Annotated in this window: 28 protein-coding genes and 2 pseudogenes; all 30 read left to right on the top strand. The window is 69.6% G+C overall.

What is annotated here, in order from left to right; translation table 11 throughout:
* On the top strand, positions 1-666 hold the full coding sequence (gene rplC, locus ACGBYP_RS07775) for a 50S ribosomal protein L3 (RefSeq protein WP_411582716.1): 666 nt from the start codon (positions 1-3) through the stop codon (positions 664-666).
* Complete coding sequence (gene rplD, locus ACGBYP_RS07770) at positions 663-1,565, top strand: 50S ribosomal protein L4 (protein ID WP_411582714.1); 903 nt, start codon at positions 663-665, stop codon at positions 1,563-1,565. Before rplC ends, rplD begins: the two co-directional genes overlap by 4 nt.
* Positions 1,562-1,864 (top strand): 50S ribosomal protein L23, encoded by a 303-nt coding sequence (gene rplW, locus ACGBYP_RS07765; RefSeq protein ID WP_163612613.1) that lies wholly within the window; start codon positions 1,562-1,564, stop codon positions 1,862-1,864. Before rplD ends, rplW begins: the two co-directional genes overlap by 4 nt.
* A 42-nt stretch (positions 1,865-1,906) precedes the next feature.
* Positions 1,907-2,740 (top strand): 50S ribosomal protein L2, encoded by an 834-nt coding sequence (gene rplB, locus ACGBYP_RS07760; RefSeq protein WP_036334274.1) that lies wholly within the window; start codon positions 1,907-1,909, stop codon positions 2,738-2,740.
* Between the two features lie 22 nt (positions 2,741-2,762).
* Complete coding sequence (gene rpsS / locus ACGBYP_RS07755) at positions 2,763-3,044, top strand: 30S ribosomal protein S19 (RefSeq protein ID WP_237496115.1); 282 nt, start codon at positions 2,763-2,765, stop codon at positions 3,042-3,044.
* Between the two features lie 22 nt (positions 3,045-3,066).
* Positions 3,067-3,420 (top strand): annotated as a pseudogene (gene rplV / locus ACGBYP_RS07750) (50S ribosomal protein L22); the annotation flags it as partial.
* A gap of 110 nt (positions 3,421-3,530) precedes the next feature.
* Entirely contained in the window at positions 3,531-4,442 is a 912-nt protein-coding gene (rpsC, locus tag ACGBYP_RS07745; RefSeq protein WP_237496114.1) for a 30S ribosomal protein S3, read from the top strand.
* 2 nt (positions 4,443-4,444) lie between these two features.
* On the top strand, positions 4,445-4,861 hold the full coding sequence (gene rplP, locus ACGBYP_RS07740) for a 50S ribosomal protein L16 (RefSeq protein ID WP_411582711.1): 417 nt from the start codon (positions 4,445-4,447) through the stop codon (positions 4,859-4,861).
* The gene (rpmC, locus tag ACGBYP_RS07735; RefSeq protein WP_091061857.1) at positions 4,861-5,094 is read left to right on the top strand and encodes a 50S ribosomal protein L29; all 234 of its coding nucleotides are present in this window, start codon (positions 4,861-4,863) and stop codon (positions 5,092-5,094) included. Before rplP ends, rpmC begins: the two co-directional genes overlap by 1 nt.
* Positions 5,091-5,369 carry a 30S ribosomal protein S17 gene (rpsQ, locus tag ACGBYP_RS07730; RefSeq protein ID WP_411582709.1) on the top strand — a complete coding sequence of 93 codons (279 nt, stop codon included), beginning with the start codon at positions 5,091-5,093 and terminating at the stop codon, positions 5,367-5,369. Before rpmC ends, rpsQ begins: the two co-directional genes overlap by 4 nt.
* Positions 5,370-5,570: 201 nt before the next feature.
* A complete protein-coding gene (gene rplN / locus ACGBYP_RS07725) occupies positions 5,571-5,939 on the top strand; it encodes a 50S ribosomal protein L14 (protein ID WP_029433456.1) in 369 nt (122 codons plus the stop codon).
* A gap of 35 nt (positions 5,940-5,974) precedes the next feature.
* Positions 5,975-6,289, top strand: coding sequence for a 50S ribosomal protein L24 (rplX, locus tag ACGBYP_RS07720; protein WP_269174824.1), 315 nt, complete (start codon positions 5,975-5,977; stop codon positions 6,287-6,289).
* Between the two features lie 2 nt (positions 6,290-6,291).
* Positions 6,292-6,876 carry a 50S ribosomal protein L5 gene (gene rplE, locus ACGBYP_RS07715; RefSeq protein WP_411582707.1) on the top strand — a complete coding sequence of 195 codons (585 nt, stop codon included), beginning with the start codon at positions 6,292-6,294 and terminating at the stop codon, positions 6,874-6,876.
* A 34-nt stretch (positions 6,877-6,910) separates the two neighbouring features.
* On the top strand, positions 6,911-7,096 hold the full coding sequence (locus ACGBYP_RS07710) for a type Z 30S ribosomal protein S14 (RefSeq protein ID WP_014742845.1): 186 nt from the start codon (positions 6,911-6,913) through the stop codon (positions 7,094-7,096).
* Positions 7,097-7,258: 162 nt separating this feature from the next.
* On the top strand, positions 7,259-7,669 hold the full coding sequence (rpsH, locus tag ACGBYP_RS07705; protein WP_163612621.1) for a 30S ribosomal protein S8: 411 nt from the start codon (positions 7,259-7,261) through the stop codon (positions 7,667-7,669).
* Positions 7,670-7,683: 14 nt separating this feature from the next.
* Positions 7,684-8,223: a 50S ribosomal protein L6 gene (gene rplF, locus ACGBYP_RS07700; protein ID WP_163612622.1), complete on the top strand. Its 540-nt coding sequence runs from the start codon at positions 7,684-7,686 to the stop codon at positions 8,221-8,223.
* Positions 8,223-8,639 carry a 50S ribosomal protein L18 gene (rplR, locus tag ACGBYP_RS07695; protein ID WP_163612623.1) on the top strand — a complete coding sequence of 139 codons (417 nt, stop codon included), beginning with the start codon at positions 8,223-8,225 and terminating at the stop codon, positions 8,637-8,639. Before rplF ends, rplR begins: the two co-directional genes overlap by 1 nt.
* 46 nt (positions 8,640-8,685) lie before the next feature.
* Positions 8,686-9,333, top strand: a complete 648-nt coding sequence (gene rpsE, locus ACGBYP_RS07690) for a 30S ribosomal protein S5 (RefSeq protein WP_411582703.1) — start codon at positions 8,686-8,688, stop codon at positions 9,331-9,333.
* Position 9,334: 1 nt separating this feature from the next.
* A complete protein-coding gene (gene rpmD, locus ACGBYP_RS07685) occupies positions 9,335-9,517 on the top strand; it encodes a 50S ribosomal protein L30 (protein WP_014742840.1) in 183 nt (60 codons plus the stop codon).
* Between the two features lie 13 nt (positions 9,518-9,530).
* Entirely contained in the window at positions 9,531-9,974 is a 444-nt protein-coding gene (gene rplO / locus ACGBYP_RS07680) for a 50S ribosomal protein L15 (protein WP_411582701.1), read from the top strand.
* Between the two features lie 169 nt (positions 9,975-10,143).
* A complete protein-coding gene (secY, locus tag ACGBYP_RS07675; protein WP_411582699.1) occupies positions 10,144-11,454 on the top strand; it encodes a preprotein translocase subunit SecY in 1,311 nt (436 codons plus the stop codon).
* Entirely contained in the window at positions 11,454-12,068 is a 615-nt protein-coding gene (locus ACGBYP_RS07670) for an adenylate kinase (protein WP_411582698.1), read from the top strand. Before secY ends, ACGBYP_RS07670 begins: the two co-directional genes overlap by 1 nt.
* Before the next feature lie 81 nt (positions 12,069-12,149).
* Positions 12,150-12,953, top strand: coding sequence for a type I methionyl aminopeptidase (gene map / locus ACGBYP_RS07665; protein WP_411582696.1), 804 nt, complete (start codon positions 12,150-12,152; stop codon positions 12,951-12,953).
* Positions 12,954-13,207: 254 nt separating this feature from the next.
* Positions 13,208-13,429, top strand: coding sequence for a translation initiation factor IF-1 (infA, locus tag ACGBYP_RS07660; protein WP_012950459.1), 222 nt, complete (start codon positions 13,208-13,210; stop codon positions 13,427-13,429).
* Between the two features lie 69 nt (positions 13,430-13,498).
* Positions 13,499-13,612 carry a 50S ribosomal protein L36 gene (rpmJ, locus tag ACGBYP_RS07655; protein ID WP_014742835.1) on the top strand — a complete coding sequence of 38 codons (114 nt, stop codon included), beginning with the start codon at positions 13,499-13,501 and terminating at the stop codon, positions 13,610-13,612.
* A gap of 14 nt (positions 13,613-13,626) precedes the next feature.
* Positions 13,627-14,001 carry a 30S ribosomal protein S13 gene (rpsM, locus tag ACGBYP_RS07650; RefSeq protein ID WP_411582692.1) on the top strand — a complete coding sequence of 125 codons (375 nt, stop codon included), beginning with the start codon at positions 13,627-13,629 and terminating at the stop codon, positions 13,999-14,001.
* 128 nt (positions 14,002-14,129) lie between these two features.
* Positions 14,130-14,537: a 30S ribosomal protein S11 gene (gene rpsK / locus ACGBYP_RS07645; protein WP_163612630.1), complete on the top strand. Its 408-nt coding sequence runs from the start codon at positions 14,130-14,132 to the stop codon at positions 14,535-14,537.
* Positions 14,538-14,572: 35 nt separating this feature from the next.
* The gene (gene rpsD / locus ACGBYP_RS07640; RefSeq protein WP_411582690.1) at positions 14,573-15,199 is read left to right on the top strand and encodes a 30S ribosomal protein S4; all 627 of its coding nucleotides are present in this window, start codon (positions 14,573-14,575) and stop codon (positions 15,197-15,199) included.
* A 151-nt stretch (positions 15,200-15,350) separates the two neighbouring features.
* Entirely contained in the window at positions 15,351-16,418 is a 1,068-nt protein-coding gene (locus ACGBYP_RS07635) for a DNA-directed RNA polymerase subunit alpha (RefSeq protein WP_411582688.1), read from the top strand.
* Between the two features lie 128 nt (positions 16,419-16,546).
* Positions 16,547-16,894: pseudogene (gene rplQ / locus ACGBYP_RS07630) on the top strand (50S ribosomal protein L17); the annotation flags it as partial.
* Positions 16,895-17,297 lie beyond the last annotated feature (403 nt).

Raw genomic sequence — 17,297 nt, 5'->3', positions numbered from 1 at the left:
ATGGCGAGCACATTCCGTGGTCTCCTCGGCGAGAAGCTGGGGATGACCCAGGTCTTCGACGAGAACAACCGCATCGTGCCGGTGACCGTCGTCAAGGCGGGCCCGTGCGTGGTCACGCAGGTCCGCACGCCTGAGAAGGACGGCTACTCCGCCGTCCAGCTCGGCTTCGGCGCGATCGACCCCCGCAAGGTGAACAAGCCCGAGGGTGGGCACTTCGCCAAGGCGGGCGTCACGCCGCGACGGCACCTGGTCGAGCTGCGCACCGAGGACGCCTCCGACTACACGGTGGGCCAGGAGCTGACCGTCGAGGTCCTCTCCGACGTCACCAAGGTCGACGTCACCGGTACCAGCAAGGGCAAGGGAACTGCCGGTGTCATGAAGCGCCACGGGTTCAAGGGCCTGGGCGCCGGACACGGCACGCACCGCAAGCACCGCGCGCCGGGCTCGATCGGCGGGGCCTCGACCCCGGGTCGCGTCTTCAAGGGCGTGCGCATGGCCGGGCGCATGGGTCACGTCACCACGACCACCCAGTCGCTGAAGGTCCACAAGGTCGATGCGGAGAACGGGCTGGTGCTCATCAAGGGCGCCGTCCCCGGTCCGCGTGGTGGGCTCCTCCTCGTCCGCTCTGCGGTCAAGGGCGGGCCCGTGGGGAGTGACACCAAGTGAGCCAGTCGATCGCCGAGTCCAAGGCGCAGGCGCGGACCGACCGTCAGGTCCCGGTCCGCACGCCGGCGGGGGAGACCTCCGGGAGCGTCACGCTCCCCGGTGCGCTCTTCGATGCCAACGCCAACGTCTCCCTCATGCACCAGGTCGTCGTGGCCCAGCTGGCCGCGGCCCGCCAGGGCACGCACTCGACCAAGACCCGCGCCGAGGTCAGCGGCACCGGTGCCAAGCCGTACCGGCAGAAGGGCACCGGCCGCGCCCGTCAGGGCTCGTTGCGGGCGCCGCAGTTCTCCGGCGGTGGCATCTCGCACGGCCCCAAGCCGCGCGACTACGACCAGCGCACGCCCAAGAAGATGAAGGCCGCCGCGCTGCGCGGTGCCCTCTCCGACCGGGCCCGCGAGGACCGCGTGCACGTGGTCACCGCCTTCGTCGAGGGCGACGCCCCGTCGACCAAGGCCGCGCTGAAGGTCCTGGACTCCATCAGCACCGCCAAGCGCGTGCTGGTCGTCCTCGACCGCGAGGACGTCCTGAACTGGGTCAGCCTGCGCAACGTCCCCCGCGTGCACCTGATCGAGGCCGGTCAGCTCAACACCTACGACGTGCTGGTGGCCGACGAGGTCGTCTTCACCGAGGTCGCACTGGCCGAGTTCGTCTCCGGGCCGGCCCGGGGTGGCAAGGACGGTGCCTCCGTGGAGCTGCCCGACCTGACCACGCCGAGCATCCCGGGTGCCATCCCCTCCATCGAGGGCGAGGGCACCACGGACCTCGACCTGGGGGAGTCCCCGGTCGACCCCACGCCGGTCGCCCAGGCGACCACCACCGTGCCGGTCGCCGACGTGACCACGCCGGCCGAGGCCGCTCGGGCCGACGTCAGCACCGATGACACTGAGGAGAAGGCATGAGCGTCCGCGACCCCCGGGACGTCCTGCTGTCCCCGGTGATCTCCGAGAAGAGCTACGGGCTCCTCGACGAGAACAAGTACACGTTCATCGTGCGTCCCGACGCCAACAAGACCCAGATCAAGATCGCTGTGCAGCAGGTCTTCAACGTGAAGGTCCTCGCCGTCAACACGATCAACCGTCAGGGGAAGAGGAAGCGCTCCAAGGGCGCTCTGATGGGCAAGCGCAAGGACACCAAGCGCGCCATCGTCTCCGTGGCCCCCGGCGACCGCATCGAGCTCTTCGGGGGCCCGGGCGCCTGACGGCCCCGGACCACCGATCGGACCAGAGGACTCTGAGGAACCATGGCCATCCGTAAGTACAAGCCGACGACGCCGGGCCGCCGCGGCTCGTCGGTCGCCGACTTCGCCGAGGTCACCCGCGACCACCCCGAGAAGTCGCTGGTCCGGCCGCTGCACGGTCGGGGCGGTCGCAACGTCCACGGACGTGTGACGGCTCGGCACCAGGGCGGCGGGCACAAGCGCGCCTACCGGCTGATCGACTTCCGCCGGGCGGACAAGGACGGCGTGCCGGCCAAGGTCGCGCACATCGAGTACGACCCGAACCGCACCTCGCGCATCGCGCTGCTGCACTTCGCCGACGGGGAGAAGCGCTACATCATCGCCCCGGCGAAGCTGAAGCAGGGCGACACCGTCGAGTGCGGCCCCGCGGCCGACATCAAGCCGGGCAACAACCTGCCGCTGCGCAACATCCCGGTCGGCACGGTCATCCACGCCATCGAGCTGCGGCCCGGTGGCGGCGCGAAGATCGCCCGTTCGGCCGGCACGAGCGTCCAGCTGGTCGCCCGTGAGGGTCGATTCGCGCAGCTGCGCATGCCCTCCGGTGAGATCCGCAACGTCGACGTCCGCTGCCGCGCCACCATCGGTGAGGTCGGCAACGCCGAGCAGTCGAACATCAACTGGGGCAAGGCCGGCCGCATGCGGTGGAAGGGCAAGCGCCCGACCGTCCGCGGTGTCGCGATGAACCCCGTCGACCACCCGCACGGTGGTGGTGAGGGCAAGACCTCCGGTGGCCGGCACCCGGTCAACCCGAAGGGCAAGCCGGAGGGCCGCACGCGCAAGCGCAAGGCCAGTGATGCCCTGATCGTGCGCCGCCGGCGCACCAACAAGAAGCGCTGAGCGGGTAGAGGAGCCGACAGACATGCCACGCAGCCTGAAGAAGGGCCCGTTCGTCGACGACCACCTGCTCGCCAAGGTGGACGTCCAGAACGACAAGGGCACCAAGAACGTCATCCGCACCTGGTCGCGGCGTTCGACGATCATCCCCGACATGCTCGGGCACACGATCGCCGTGCACGACGGCCGCAAGCACGTCCCGGTGTTCGTCACCGAGGCGATGGTCGGGCACAAGCTCGGCGAGTTCGCGCCCACGCGCACCTTCCGTGGGCACATCAAGGACGACCGTCGCTCGCGGCGCGGTTGACCAGGTAGAGAGAAGACATCAGATGACTTCCCAGTTGGGACAGGAGACGCCGGTCGCCCGGGCCACCGCCCGGTTCGTCCGTGTCACCCCGATGAAGGCGCGGCGGGTGGTGGACATGATCCGTTACCTGCCCACCGACGAGGCGCTGGCGCTGCTGCGCTTCGCCCCGCAGACCGCGAGCGAGCCGGTGGCCAAGGTCGTCGCCAGCGCCGTCGCGAACGCCGAGCACAACCTCCGCCTCGACCCTGCTGCGCTCGTCGTGAGCGCCGCGTTCGTCGACGAGGGCCCCACGCTCAAGCGGATCCGTCCGCGGGCCCAGGGCCGGGCGTTCCGCATCAACAAGCGGACCAGCCACATCACCGTCGAGGTCTCCGAGGTGAGCTCGAGCGCCGAGCTCGCCCTGCGGTCTCGCAAGGCACGGCGCGAGACCGGGCAGTCCGGCCCGGCCACGCAGCAGACCAGCAACACGAGGGGAGGGACCCGCTAGTGGGTCAGAAGGTCAACCCGCACGGGTTCCGGCTCGGCATCACCACCGACTACAAGTCCCGGTGGTACGCGGACAAGCTGTACGCGGACTACGTCAAGGAAGACGTGGCCATCCGCAAGCTCATGGGCAAGGGCATGGAGCGCGCCGGCATCTCGAAGGTGGAGATCGAGCGCACCCGTGACCGCGTCCGCGTGGACATCCACACCGCCCGGCCGGGCATCGTCATCGGCCGCCGCGGCGCGGAGGCCGACCGCATCCGCGGTGAGCTCGAGAAGCTCACCGGCAAGCAGGTCCAGCTGAACATCCTCGAGGTCAAGAACCCCGAGTCCGACGCGCAGCTGGTCGCCCAGGGTGTCGCCGAGCAGCTGTCCAGCCGGGTCAGCTTCCGTCGTGCGATGCGCAAGGCGATGCAGTCCGCGCAGCGCAGCCCGCAGGTCAAGGGCATCCGGGTGCAGTGCTCCGGTCGCCTGGGCGGTACCGAGATGAGCCGGTCGGAGTTCTACCGCGAGGGTCGCGTGCCGCTGCACACCCTCCGGGCGAACATCGACTACGGCATCTACGAGGCCCGCACGACCTTCGGCCGCATCGGTGTGAAGGTCTGGATCTACAAGGGCGACGCCAGTGGCTCGCGCGCCGAGCGGGAGGCCCTCGAGGCCCTCGCCCAGCGTCAGCAGCGCCGCGAGCGGGCCCAGCGCCCGCAGCGCCGGTCGGGTTCGTCGGGCACCACCGCCGGCGGCACCGAGGCCGGTCGCGCGGCCGCCGAGGGCACCGGCCCGGTGGAGGACACCACGGTCACCGCCGTGGCTGCCACCTCCGGCGAGGTCGCTCCCGAGCAGAGCGTCGGCGAGGCTGCCGGCGCCGAGGGCACCGCGGTGGCTCAGGCCGCCGGTGCCGAGAACACGGAGGCCTGATCATGCTGATCCCCCGTCGGGTCAAGCACCGCAAGCAGCACCACCCGGACCGTTCGGGCAAGGCCAAGGGCGGCACCGAGATCAACTTCGGTGACTTCGCCATCCAGGCCCTGGAGCCGGCGTACGTGACGAACCGGCAGATCGAGTCCGCTCGTATCGCCATGACCCGCCACATCAAGCGTGGCGGCAAGGTGTGGATCTCGATCTACCCGGACCGTCCGCTGACCAAGAAGCCGGCCGAGACCCGCATGGGTTCCGGCAAGGGCTCGCCCGAGTGGTGGGTGGCCAACGTCAAGCCGGGCCGGATCATGTTCGAGCTGTCCGGTGTCGACGAGCCGATCGCCCGTGAGGCGATGCGGCGTGCGATCCACAAGCTCCCGATGAAGTGCCGCTTCATCTCGCGAGAAGGAGAGGCGTGATGGCCGCCGGTCTCACTGCGCCCGAGCTGCGCGAGCTCTCCGTCGACGAGCTGGCCACCCGGCTGCGCGAGTCGCGTGAAGAGCTGTTCAACCTGCGGTTCCAGGTGGCCACCGGCCAGCTGGACAACAACCGGCGACTGCAGACCGTCCGCCGCGACATCGCCCGGATCTACACGATCATGCGCGAGCGCGAGCTGGGTCTCTCGGTCGCCCCGAACGAGGGTGTGGCATGAGCGAGGCCAGCAACGCACCGGTCGAGCGCGCGGACCGCAAGGTCCGCGAGGGGCTCGTCGTCAGCGACAAGATGGAGAAGACCATCGTCGTCGAGGTCGAAGACCGCGTGAAGCACGGGCTGTACGGCAAGGTCCTGCGCCGTACCAGCAAGCTGAAGGCGCACGACGAGCAGAACAGCGCCGGCATCGGCGACCGGGTGCAGATCATGGAGACGCGCCCCACCTCCGCCACCAAGCGGTGGCGTCTGGTGTCGGTCGTGGAGAAGGCCAAGTAAGCAGCTGACCACCGACCTCCCCAGGTCGGTGAGCAGGGAGTACCCTGGACGACTGGCGCGCCCTCCGGGTGCGCGCCACATCCCGGCACCCGTGAACGGACGCACCGGCGGCGATCGCTGCCGGTGCGTCCGCACATGGGCGCCGGACAGCCGGTTCACCGATCCGGTCCGGCTGTCGACACTGAGACACAGGAGCAGGTAGTGATCCAGCAGGAGTCGCGACTGCGAGTCGCCGACAACACCGGGGCCAAGGAGATCTTGTGCATCCGGGTTCTCGGTGGGTCGGGTCGACGCTACGCGGGCATCGGTGACGTCATCGTCGCCACCGTGAAGGACGCGCTGCCCGGCGCAGGCGTGAAGAAGGGCGACGTCGTCAAGGCCGTCGTCGTGCGCACGGTGAAGGAGCGTCGTCGTCCCGACGGCTCCTACATCCGCTTCGACGAGAACGCCGCGGTCATCATCCGCGACAGCGGCGACCCGCGCGGTACCCGCATCTTCGGCCCCGTGGGCCGCGAGCTGCGTGACAAGCGCTTCATGCGGATCATCTCGCTCGCGCCGGAGGTGCTGTGATCATGGCTCAGCAGAGCAAGGGGAAGACCCCGTCGATGAAGGTCAAGAAGGGCGACTCCGTCGTCGTCCTGTCCGGCAAGGACAAGGGTGCCAAGGGCCGCGTCATCGCCGCCTTCCCCAAGACGTCGAAGGTCCTGGTCGAGGGCATCGGCCGGGTCAAGAAGCACACCCGGGTCAGCAGCAACCAGCGCGGCGCCCAGTCCGGCGGGATCGTGACCCAGGAGGCCGCCATCCACGTGAGCAACGTGATGGTCGTCGACTCCGAGGGCAACCCCACCCGCGTCGGGTACCGCAAGGACGAAGACGGCCGCAACATCCGGGTCTCCCGGCGCACCGGTAAGGACCTCTGATCATGAGCGCACCCACGCGTGAACTGCCCCGCATGCTGGCCCGGTACCGCGAGGAGATCGCACCGGCCCTGATGTCGGAGTTCGGCTACAGCAACGTCATGCAGATCCCCGGTCTGGTCAAGATCGTGGTCAACATGGGCGTCGGCGAGGCCACCCGCGACGCGAAGCTGATGGACGGCGCGGTCCGCGACCTCACCGCCATCACCGGCCAGAAGCCGGCCGTCGTCCGGGCCCGCAAGTCCATCGCCCAGTTCAAGCTGCGCGAGGGCATGCCCATCGGCGCCAAGGTCACCCTGCGCGGCGACCGCATGTGGGAGTTCCTGGACCGGCTGCTCTCGCTGGCCCTGCCCCGCATCCGCGACTTCCGTGGCCTGAACCCGAAGCAGTTCGACGGGCACGGCAACTACACGTTCGGTCTGACCGAGCAGTCGATGTTCCGCGAGATCGACGTCGACAAGATCGACCGTCCCCGCGGCATGGACATCACCCTGGTGACCACCGCCACCAATGACGAGGAGGGTCGCGAGCTGCTCACGCTGCTCGGCTTCCCCTTCGCCGGCCAGACCGTCGTCAACGCGACCCGCTGACGCGGTCTGCGTAGAAGTCCCGGGAGACACAGATATGGCCAAGAAGGCTCTTGTCAACAAGGCAGCCCGCACCCCGAAGTTCAAGGTGCGCGGTTACACCCGCTGCCAGCGGTGCGGTCGTCCGCACGCGGTCTTTCGCAAGTTCGGCCTGTGCCGGATCTGCGTCCGCGAGATGGCCCACGCCGGCGAGCTGCCGGGCGTGACCAAGTCCAGCTGGTGACGTCCCCCGTCCCAGGGCACCGCCCTGGGACGGGGCCGGCACGGCTCTGCACCACCGACCAACCGGTCACCTGAAGACGCACCACCGATCGCCGAAGGCCCTGCGCCAAGTCCCCGTGACCCAGCGCGTGCGGAACCGCGGTGAGAGAGGCACGACCGACACATGACGATGACCGACCCGATCGCGGACATGCTCACGCGGCTGCGGAACGCCAACCAGGCGTACCACGACACAGCTGCGATGCCGTCGTCGAAGCTGAAGACGCACGTCGCCGAGATCCTCCAGAAGGAGGGTTACATCGGCGGCTGGACCGTCAATGACGTCGAGGTGGACGGCCACGTCCGCAAGGAGCTCGTGGTCTCCCTCAAGTACGGCCCCAACCGTGAGCGCAGCATCGCCGGCATCCGCCGGGTGTCCAAGCCCGGCCTGCGGGTCTACGCGAAGTCGACCTCCCTGCCGAAGGTCCTCGGCGGCCTCGGGGTGGCGATCATCTCCACCTCCACCGGACTGCTGACCGACAAGCAGGCGAACAAGAAGGGCGTGGGTGGGGAAGTCCTCGCCTACGTCTGGTAAGAGGAGACTCAGACATGTCACGGATCGGACGACTCCCGATTCCGGTGCCCAGTGGGGTTGACGTCGCCATCGACGGGCGCACGGTCAACGTCTCGGGCCCGAAGGGGAAGCTGAGCCACACGGTGGCCGCTCCCATCACCGTCGAGCGCGGTGAGGACGGCACGCTGCAGGTGCAGCGTCCCGACGACCAGCGCGAGAGCCGTGCCCTGCACGGCCTCTCCCGCACCCTCATCGCCAACATGATCACCGGCGTCACCCAGGGGTACGACAAGACCCTGGAGATCGTCGGCGTGGGTTACCGCGTGGCGGCCCGTGGTGCGGACCTCGAGTTCGCGCTGGGCTTCAGCCACCCGGTCGTCGTGAAGGCCCCCGAGGGGATCTCCTTCACCGTCGAGGCCCCCACCCGCCTGCGCGTCAGCGGCATCGACAAGCAGCAGGTCGGCGAGGTCTCCGCCAAGATCCGCAAGATCCGCAAGCCCGACCCGTACAAGGGCAAGGGCGTGCGGTACCAGGGCGAGGTCGTCAAGCGCAAGGTCGGGAAGACGGGCAAGTGATGACCACTGCAGCGAACACCGCGAAGGGCCCCCGGGTGCACAAGCCCGTCGGGACCGACATCAGCACCGCGCGCCGCGTCTCGCGGCTGCGCCGGCACAACCGCCTGCGCAAGCGCGTCGGCGGCACGCCGGAGCGTCCCCGTCTGGTCGTCAAGCGCAGCAGCCGGCACATCCACGTCCAGGTCGTCGACGACACCGTCGGTCGCACCCTGGCCAGCGCCTCGACCATGGACGCCAGCCTGAAGGGCGTCGAGGGCGACAAGAGCGCCCTGGCCCGTCGGGTCGGTGCCCTGGTGGCCGAGCGCGCCAAGGCCGCCGGGATCGCCGCCGTCGTCTTCGACCGCGGTGGCAACCGGTACGCCGGCCGCATCGCCGCGCTGGCCGACGGCGCCCGCGAGGGTGGGTTGGACTTCTGATGCGCACCACTTCCACGACTTCGAACACGATCGAGAGGGACGTCTGATGCCAGGACCCCAGCGACGCGGCGGTGGCGCCGGCGGTACGGGTGGCCCCGGCGCCGGCGGCAACAGCGGCGGCGGCAACGACCGGCGTGACCGCCGGGACGGCGGGCGTGGCCCCGGCGGCCCCGTCGAGAAGAGCCAGTTCATCGAGCGCGTGGTCGCGATCAACCGCGTGTCCAAGGTCGTCAAGGGCGGCCGGCGCTTCAGCTTCACCGCGCTGGTGATCGTCGGCGACGGCGACGGCACCGTGGGTGTCGGCTACGGCAAGGCCAAGGAGGTGCCCGCGGCGATCGCCAAGGGCGTCGAGGAGGCCAAGAAGCACTTCTACAAGGTGCCCCGCATCGCCGCCACCATCCCGCACCCGGTGCAGGGTGAGGCCGCGGCCGGTGTGGTGCTGCTCAAGCCCGCCAGCCCCGGTACCGGTGTGATCGCCGGTGGTCCGGTGCGCGCCGTGCTCGAGTGCGCCGGCATCCACGACGTGCTCTCCAAGAGCCTCGGGTCCTCCAACCCGATCAACATCGTCCACGCGACCATGCAGGCGCTGAAGGACCTCGTCCGTCCCGAGGAGATCGCGGCCCGCCGCGGTCTGCCCCTGGAGGACGTCGCCCCGGCCGCCATGCTGCGCGCCCGGGCCGGACAGGGGGTCTGACATGGCTCAGCTGAAGGTCACCCAGATCAAGTCGGCGATCGGCACCAAGCCCAACCAGCGTCAGACGCTGCGTTCGCTCGGGCTCAAGCGGATCAGCGACTCGGTCGTCCAGGAGGACCGTCCCGAGATCCGCGGGATGGTCGCGACGGTGCCGCACCTGGTCACCGTCGAAGAGATCGTCTGAGCAGGGGAACGTCATGACTCTCAAGGTCCACCACCTGCGTCCGGCCCCCGGCGCCCACACCAAGAAGACCCGCCTGGGTCGTGGTGAGGGCTCCAAGGGCAAGACCGCCGGTCGCGGCACCAAGGGCTCCGGCGCCCGCGTGCAGGTCTCTGCACGGTTCGAGGGTGGCCAGACCCCCCTCTTCATGCGGCTGCCGAAGCTCTCGGGCTTCAAGAACAACAACAAGGTCGTCTTCCAGGTCGTCAACCTGGACCGGATCGCCTCCCTGTTCCCGCAGGGCGGCCGTGTCGACCCGGACACGCTGGCTGACGCCGGCGCCGTCCGGCGCGGCCAGCCGATCAAGGTCCTGGGCGCCGGCGAGCTCGGCGGGGTGAAGGTCGACGTGCAGGCGCACGCCTTCTCCAAGTCCGCCGAGGAGAAGAGCGGCGCTGCCGGGGGCAGCACCACCCCGCTCTGAGGGAGGCCCCCTCCGCCGACCGCCGCGAGCCAGCTCGTGGCGGACGGCGGAGGGGCCTTCTGCTGTTACCGGCCCGTCCGCCCGGCCCCACCGCGAGAGCGACAGCGGTGGGGGGCCGGAGGGCCGCTCCGTTGTTGATAGCCTCGATGAACCGACTTGGGGAGGGCACGTGCTGCAGGCGTTCGCCGCTGCGTTCCGGACGCCAGATCTCCGGCGCAAGCTGCTGTTCTCCCTGGCGTTGATCGCGGTCTACCGGCTGGGCGCCAGCGTGCCCGGGCCGGGCGTCTCGATCGAGGCGATCAACAGCTGCCTGGAGCAGGCCAACGCCTCCGACCAGCGTGACGTCTACTCGCTGGTCAACCTGTTCTCCGGTGGCGCGCTGCTGCGGCTGTCGGTGTTCGCGCTCGGCATCATGCCGTACATCACCGCGAGCATCATCGTGCAGCTGCTGGTGGTGGTCATCCCACGGTTCGAGCAGCTGAAGAAGGAAGGGCAGTCGGGTCAGGCGAAGCTGACCCAGTACACCCGCTACCTGACCATCGCGCTCGCCGTGCTGCAGAGCACCGGCATCATCGCCCTGGCCCGCAGCGGCCAGCTGTTCCCCAACTGCGGTCAGGACATCATCCCGTCCGACTCGGTCTGGACGACGGTGGTGCTCGTCGTGACGCTGACCGCCGGCACCGCCGTGATCATGTGGCTGGGCGAGCTGCTCACCGAGAAGGGGATCGGCAACGGCATGTCGTTGTTGATCTTCACCTCGATCGCGGCGCGCATCCCGGCCGAGGGCGGGTCCATCCTGCAGACCCGCGGCGCGGCCGTGTTCACGATCGTCTGCGTCTTCGCGGTCCTGATCATCGGCACGGTCGTCTACGTCGAGCAGGCCCAGCGACGCATCCCGGTCCAGTACGCCAAGCGCATGGTCGGGCGGCGCATGTACGGCGGCACCTCGACCTACCTGCCGCTGAAGGTCAACCAGGCCGGCGTCATCCCGGTCATCTTCGCCTCGTCGCTGCTCTACCTGCCGCAGCTGGTCAGCCAGCTCCAGGGCGACACCAGCGGCCCGGTGCGCCGGTTCTTCGAAAACTACGTGATCAACCAGAGCAGCCCGGTGCACATCGCGATCTACTTCGCGCTCATCGTGTTCTTCACGTACTTCTACGTCTCGATCACGTTCAACCCCGAGGAACGGGCCGACGACATGAAGCGCTACGGCGGCTTCATCCCCGGCATCCGTCCCGGACGTCCCACCGCGGAGTACCTGCAGTACGTGCTGTCGCGCATCACCCTGCCCGGGTCGATCTACCTGGGACTGGTGGCCGTGCTGCCCAACCTGTTCCTCTCGATCACCGAGCCGGGGAACAACCAGAACTTCCCGTTCGGCGGGACCGCGGTGCTGATCATGGTGGGAGTGGGCTTGGAGACGGTCAAGCAGATCGAGACACAGCTCAACCAGCGCAGCTACGAAGGGTTCCTCCGCTAGTGCGCGTCGTGTTGCTGGGCCCTCCCGGAGCAGGCAAGGGCACCCAGGCTCAGATCATCGCCGGCCGCATGTCGGTCCCCGCGATCTCCACCGGAGACATCTTCCGGGCGAACGTCAGCGGGCGCACCGAGCTCGGCCGGCAGGCCAAGGCGTACATGGACGCCGGGGACCTCGTTCCCGACGAGATCACCGTGGCGATGGTGACCGACCGGCTGGCCGAGCCCGACGCCAAGGCGGGCTTCCTGCTCGACGGGTTCCCGCGCACCATCGCCCAGGCCGAGCAGCTGCGCGACTCGCTGGCCGAGCTCGGGCACCAGCTCGACCGCTGCCTCGAGCTCGTGGTCGACGAGGACGAGCTGGTGCGCCGGCTCTCGGGCCGCCGGATGCTCGTCGACGGCGAGTGGGTCCAGCGTGACGACGACAAGCCCGAGACCGTCCGGCACCGCCTGGAGGTCTACCGGGAACAGACCGCGCCACTGTCGGGGTTCTACCGTCAGGCCGGGCTGCTGAGCCAGATCGACGCGATCGGCGAGATCGACGAGGTCACCGATCGCGCGCTGACGGCGCTCGGCTTCACCGACGACGGCGCTGCCGGGGCCCCGGCCGCGAGCTGAGGAAGCGGGGGCGAGGTGCACGGTGACCGTGGCGCCGCCCTCCTGGCACGCCTGCCCGTGCTGGCGAAGTGGAGTGGACGCATGATCCAGATCAAGACACCGCACGAGATCGAGCTCATGCGGGCCTCGGGCCTGGTGACGGCCGGGGCCATCGCGGCGGTCAAGGCCGCCGTGGCCCCCGGTGTCACCACCGGTGAGCTCGACGCCATCGCCGAGGACCACATCCGGTCCCGGGGCGCGGTGCCCAACTTCCTGGGTTACCACGGCTTCACCGGCACCATCTGCGCGTCGGTCAACGACGAGGTCGTGCACGGGATCCCGTCCCCGGACCGGGTCCTGGCCGACGGCGACAACATCTCCATCGACTGCGGCGCCGTGCTCGACGGCTGGCACAGCGACTCCGCCGTGACGCTCACCGTGGGCACCGCGCGCGCCGAGGACCTGGAGCTGATCGAGGTGACGGAGCGCTCCATGTGGGCGGGGCTGGCCCGCGCGATCGCCGGTGGCCGGCTGACCGACATCAGCGCCGCGGTCGAGCAGTCGATCACCGCGCACCCGCACCGGTACGGCATCGTCGACCACTACGGCGGCCACGGCATCGGCACCGAGATGCACCAGGACCCGCACGTGCTCAACTACGGCCGCGCCGGCCGCGGGCCCAAGCTCGTGCCCGGCCTGGCCCTGGCGATCGAGCCCATGGTCACCGTGGGCGACCCGGCGACCGCCGAGCTCGACGACGGCTGGACCGTGGTGACCAAGGACGGGTCGCGCGCCGCGCACTTCGAGCACAGCGTGGCGATCACCCCGGAGGGTCCCTGGGTCCTCACCGCGGAGGACGGCGGCGTCGCGGGTCTCGCGCCGTTCGGCGTGACACCACGCTCCTGACGGCAGGGGTCAGCGTCACCCTGGACCGGGTTGGAGCCCGGGCCGCCCAGGGAGTACAGTGACCGTTGGCGTTCGCGCCGCCCGTCGTCGTGCTGTGGCCGTACGCTGACGGACGCCCTCTGCGAGATCGCCCGCACCACCGCGCCCAGCCCCTGGAGAACCCGGGTCTGCGCGCTGCACCGAACCCAGAACCACCGCCCTGCCGCTGCGGCATGGGCGAATGCAGTCCGATCGAACGAGGAGGCCGTGTAGGCGTGGCAAAGAAGGACGGGGCCATCGAGGTCGAGGGTCGCGTCGTCGAGCCGCTGCCCAACGCGATGTTCCGGGTCGAACTGCAGAACGGGCACCGAGTGCTCGCCCACATCAGCGGCAAGATGCGGCAGCACTACATCCGCATCCTGCCCGAGGACCGCGTGGTCGTGGAGCTGTCGCCCTACGACCTGACCCGCGGCCGCATCGTCTACCGCTACAAGTGACCCCCGCCGGTCCGGCGTCCACCGACGCCTGCGGACCGGCCACGATCTACAGGAATGAGGGCGGCACCGGTGAAGGTCCAGCCGTCGGTGAAGAAGATCTGTGACAAGTGCAAGGTGATCCGCCGGCACGGCCGGGTCATGGTCATCTGCGAGAACGCCCGGCACAAGCAGCGCCAGGGCTGAGGGAGTACCGGACAATGGCTCGACTTGCTGGCGTTGACCTTCCCCGCGAGAAGCGGATGGAGGTCGCGCTCACCTACATCTACGGGATCGGGCCGACCTCGGCCAAGGCGACCCTGGCCGCGACGGGCGTCAGCCCGGACCTGCGCGCCAAGGACCTGACCGACGAGGACCTGCTCAAGCTGCGCGACTACATCGACGAGCACTTCCGCGTCGAGGGTGACCTGCGCCGTGAGGTGGCCGCCGACATCCGCCGGAAGGTGGAGATCGGTTGCTACCAGGGCCTGCGGCACCGCCGCGGCCTGCCGGTGCACGGGCAGCGCACGAAGACGAACGCGCGCTCGAGCAAGGGCCCGCGCAAGACCATCGCGGGCAAGAAGAAGGCCCGCTGATCCCAGCACGTCGGCGCACCGTCGTTGGTCCGTAGGGCCGGACCGACGGTGCGCCTGAGCACGACCGCCTCCCTCGCCACGGCGGGGGAGGCGACCAGGCCACGAACACAGACTCAGACCGGAGAGAGATGCCTCCCAGGGCTCGCGCGGCAGCTGGCACCAAGAAGGTGCGCCGCAAGGAGAAGAAGAACGTCGCTCACGGCGCGGCGCACATCAAGAGCACCTTCAACAACACGATCGTGTCGATCACCGACCCCACGGGCAACGTGATCAGCTGGGCCTCGGCCGGCCACGTCGGGTTCAAGGGCTCGCGCAAGTCCACGCCGTTCGCGGCGCAGATGGCTGCCGAGAGCGCCGCGCGCAAGGCCCAGGAGCACGGGATGCGCAAGGTCGACGTCTTCGTGAAGGGCCCCGGCTCGGGTCGCGAGACCGCGATCCGTTCCCTTCAGGCCACCGGCCTCGAGGTCGGGCAGATCCAGGACGTGACGCCGCAGCCGCACAACGGCTGCCGGCCCAAGAAGCGCCGCCGGGTCTGACCGGTCACTGACGAGACGATCTAGGAGTATTTGACGTGGCCCGTTACACCGGAGCCGACTGCCGTCTGTGCAGGCGCGAGAAGATGAAGCTGTTCCTCAAGGGCAGCAAGTGCGAGTCCCCGAAGTGCCCGATCGAGATCCGGCCCTACCCGCCGGGTGAGCACGGTCGTGGCCGCAGCAAGGACAGCGAGTACCTGCTCCAGCTGCGTGAGAAGCAGAAGGCCCGCCGCATCTACGGCGTGCTGGAGAAGCAGTTCCGTGGCTACTACGAAGAGGCCAACAAGAAGCAGGGCAAGACCGGTGAGGTCCTCCTGCAGATCCTCGAGTCGCGCCTGGACAACGTGGTCTACCGGGCCGGCTTCGCCGAGTCCCGTGACATGGCCCGTCAGCTGGTGCGCCACGGCCACATCAAGGTCAACGGCCGCAAGGTCGACATCCCGTCCTACCGGGTGACCGCGAACGACATCCTCGAGGTGGCCGCCAAGTCCACCGAGATGGTCCCGTTCCAGCTCGCCCAGGCGAAGGCCGGCTCCCGTCCGGTCCCGCCGTGGCTGGAGGTCATCTCCTCGCAGCTGAAGGTGCTGGTCCACAGCATCCCGGCGCGCCAGGTGATCGACACCCCGGTCCAGGAGCAGCTGATCGTGGAGCTCTACTCCAAGTAAGCAGCCCGTCCCCGTCCCCGTCCCCGTCGCGAGTTCGCGACGGGGACGGGGTGCACCACGGCGGAGCGGGTGGACCGATGTCCGCCCCGCCGGCACCACCTCCCTCACGGCGTCATATGGCGGTCGCCGGAGGACACGAAGGAGAACCACCATGCTCATCGCACAGCGTCCGACCCTCACCGAGGAGACCATCGACGCCCAGCGCTCCCGGTTCGTCATCGAGCCGCTCGAGCCCGGCTTCGGCTACACCCTCGGCAACTCGCTGCGTCGCACCCTGCTGTCCTCGATCCCCGGCGCTGCTGTCACCAGCATCCGCATCGAGGGCACCCTGCACGAGTTCACCACCGTGCCGGGCGTCAAGGAGGACGTCACCGAGATCATCCTGAACCTCAAGGGCCTCGTGGTCAGCTCCGACTCCGACGAGCCGGTGACCATGTACCTGCGCAAGCAGGGCCCGGGTGAGGTCACCGCCGCCGACATCGCGCCCCCGGCCGGTGTCGAGGTGCACAACCCCGAGCTGCACATCGCGACGCTGAACGCCAAGGGCCGCCTCGAGGTCGAGCTGGTCGTCGAGCGCGGGCGTGGTTACGTGCCGGCCACCCAGAACAAGCAGCCCGGCCAGGAGATCGGTCGCATCCCCGTCGACTCGATCTACTCCCCGGTGCTCAAGGTGACCTACGCCGTCGAGGCCACCCGCGTCGAGCAGCGCACCGACTTCGACCGCCTCGTGGTCGACGTCGAGACCAAGCCGTCGATGGAGCCCCGCGACGCCATCGCCAGCGCCGGCTCCACCCTGGTGGAGCTGTTCGGTCTGCTGCGCGAGCTGAACGTCGACGCCGAGGGCATCGAGGTCGGGCCCAGCCCGGCCGAGGCCGCCGACATCGCGAACTTCTCGATGCCGATCGAGGACATGGACCTCACCGTCCGGTCCTACAACTGCCTCAAGCGCGAGGGCGTGCACACCGTCGGTGAGCTCGTCACCCGCTCGGAGGCCGACCTGCTCGACATCCGCAACTTCGGCGCGAAGTCGATCGACGAGGTCAAGCTCAAGCTGGCCGCCATGGGCCTCGCCCTGAAGGACAGCCCGCCCGGGTTCGTCCCCACCTCGGTGGAGAGCTACGACGAGGGCTACGAGACCGACGCCTACCAGGGCGACGCCGCCTACGGCGACCCGGCGCAGTTCGACGAGACCTCCTTCCAGGAGACCGAGCAGCTCTGACAGACGGACCCTGCCGCCCCCGGGGCGGCAGGGTCCCGCCGGTTCCGGCACCGCCGGCACCGGAGCACCACCCATCAGTGAACGCGCGGCGCGCAGGGACACTCCCGGCGGCCTGAGGAAGGACCGACATGCCCACCCCCACCAAGGGCCCTCGTCTCGGCGGGTCCCCCGCGCACGAGCGGCTGATGCTGGCCAACCTGGCCACCTCGCTGTTCGAGCACGGCCGGATCACCACCACGGAGACCAAGGCCAAGCGGCTGCGCCCGCTGGCCGAGAAGCTCATCACCTTCGCCAAGCGCGGCGACCTGCACGCCCGTCGTCAGGTGATGACGACGATCCGTGACAAGTCCGTCGTCCACCACCTCTTCGCCGAGATCGGCCCGCGCTTCGCGGACCGTCCGGGCGGTTACACCCGCATCGTCAAGGTCGGTCCCCGCAAGGGCGACAACGCGCCGATGGCGATCATCGAGCTGGTCGAGGGTCAGACCGTCGCGCAGCAGGCCGTCGGCGAGGCCGAGCGCGCCCGCGGCAGCCGGTTCGCCTCCGGCGCCGGTGCTGCGGCAGCCTCCGGTGAGGTCACCGCCGACGCCACCGAGCCCGGTCTCGTCGACACCGACGTGACCACCGGCCCGGGCGGCGACACCAGCCCGGCCGTCGTCAGTGGGGCCGAGGGCCTCGAGGACGCCGAGGAGATCGTCACCGACGTCTACAACCCCGACGGCGAGCGGCAGGACGACGGCGACGTCACCCCGCAGCCCACCGCCGAGAACGCCGCTGTCGTCGACGACCCGACCCTGTCGCCGGAGGTCGCGAACGCGGCCGCCGCCGAGGTCGAGGCCGCCGAGCTCGGCGACGCCGCGACCGCGGGCCGTCAGGCCC

Origin of the sequence: Modestobacter sp. SSW1-42 (assembly GCF_046635825.1) — a bacterium.
GTDB lineage: Bacteria > Actinomycetota > Actinomycetes > Mycobacteriales > Geodermatophilaceae > Modestobacter.
Note: the sequence above shows the minus strand (reverse complement) of the source record. Positions and strands in the feature narration are given on the sequence as shown.

What these genes read in the sequence shown, in the direction of transcription:
- rplX (WP_269174824.1), top strand. Translation starts at nt 5,975, where the DNA reads ATGAAGGTCAAGAAGGGCGACTCCGTCGTCGTCCTGTCCGGCAAGGAC.
- rplF (WP_163612622.1), top strand. Translation starts at nt 7,684, where the DNA reads ATGTCACGGATCGGACGACTCCCGATTCCGGTGCCCAGTGGGGTTGAC.
- rpsM (WP_411582692.1), top strand. Translation starts at nt 13,627, where the DNA reads ATGGCTCGACTTGCTGGCGTTGACCTTCCCCGCGAGAAGCGGATGGAG.
- rpsK (WP_163612630.1), top strand. Translation starts at nt 14,130, where the DNA reads ATGCCTCCCAGGGCTCGCGCGGCAGCTGGCACCAAGAAGGTGCGCCGC.
- rplC (WP_411582716.1), top strand. Translation starts at nt 1, where the DNA reads ATGGCGAGCACATTCCGTGGTCTCCTCGGCGAGAAGCTGGGGATGACC.
- rpmD (WP_014742840.1), top strand. Translation starts at nt 9,335, where the DNA reads ATGGCTCAGCTGAAGGTCACCCAGATCAAGTCGGCGATCGGCACCAAG.
- rpmC (WP_091061857.1), top strand. Translation starts at nt 4,861, where the DNA reads ATGGCCGCCGGTCTCACTGCGCCCGAGCTGCGCGAGCTCTCCGTCGAC.
- rplO (WP_411582701.1), top strand. Translation starts at nt 9,531, where the DNA reads ATGACTCTCAAGGTCCACCACCTGCGTCCGGCCCCCGGCGCCCACACC.
- rpsQ (WP_411582709.1), top strand. Translation starts at nt 5,091, where the DNA reads ATGAGCGAGGCCAGCAACGCACCGGTCGAGCGCGCGGACCGCAAGGTC.
- ACGBYP_RS07635 (WP_411582688.1), top strand. Translation starts at nt 15,351, where the DNA reads ATGCTCATCGCACAGCGTCCGACCCTCACCGAGGAGACCATCGACGCC.
- rpsE (WP_411582703.1), top strand. Translation starts at nt 8,686, where the DNA reads ATGCCAGGACCCCAGCGACGCGGCGGTGGCGCCGGCGGTACGGGTGGC.
- rplP (WP_411582711.1), top strand. Translation starts at nt 4,445, where the DNA reads ATGCTGATCCCCCGTCGGGTCAAGCACCGCAAGCAGCACCACCCGGAC.
- rplB (WP_036334274.1), top strand. Translation starts at nt 1,907, where the DNA reads ATGGCCATCCGTAAGTACAAGCCGACGACGCCGGGCCGCCGCGGCTCG.
- rpsS (WP_237496115.1), top strand. Translation starts at nt 2,763, where the DNA reads ATGCCACGCAGCCTGAAGAAGGGCCCGTTCGTCGACGACCACCTGCTC.
- rplE (WP_411582707.1), top strand. Translation starts at nt 6,292, where the DNA reads ATGAGCGCACCCACGCGTGAACTGCCCCGCATGCTGGCCCGGTACCGC.
- rplW (WP_163612613.1), top strand. Translation starts at nt 1,562, where the DNA reads ATGAGCGTCCGCGACCCCCGGGACGTCCTGCTGTCCCCGGTGATCTCC.
- rplR (WP_163612623.1), top strand. Translation starts at nt 8,223, where the DNA reads ATGACCACTGCAGCGAACACCGCGAAGGGCCCCCGGGTGCACAAGCCC.
- rpsH (WP_163612621.1), top strand. Translation starts at nt 7,259, where the DNA reads ATGACGATGACCGACCCGATCGCGGACATGCTCACGCGGCTGCGGAAC.
- map (WP_411582696.1), top strand. Translation starts at nt 12,150, where the DNA reads ATGATCCAGATCAAGACACCGCACGAGATCGAGCTCATGCGGGCCTCG.
- ACGBYP_RS07710 (WP_014742845.1), top strand. Translation starts at nt 6,911, where the DNA reads ATGGCCAAGAAGGCTCTTGTCAACAAGGCAGCCCGCACCCCGAAGTTC.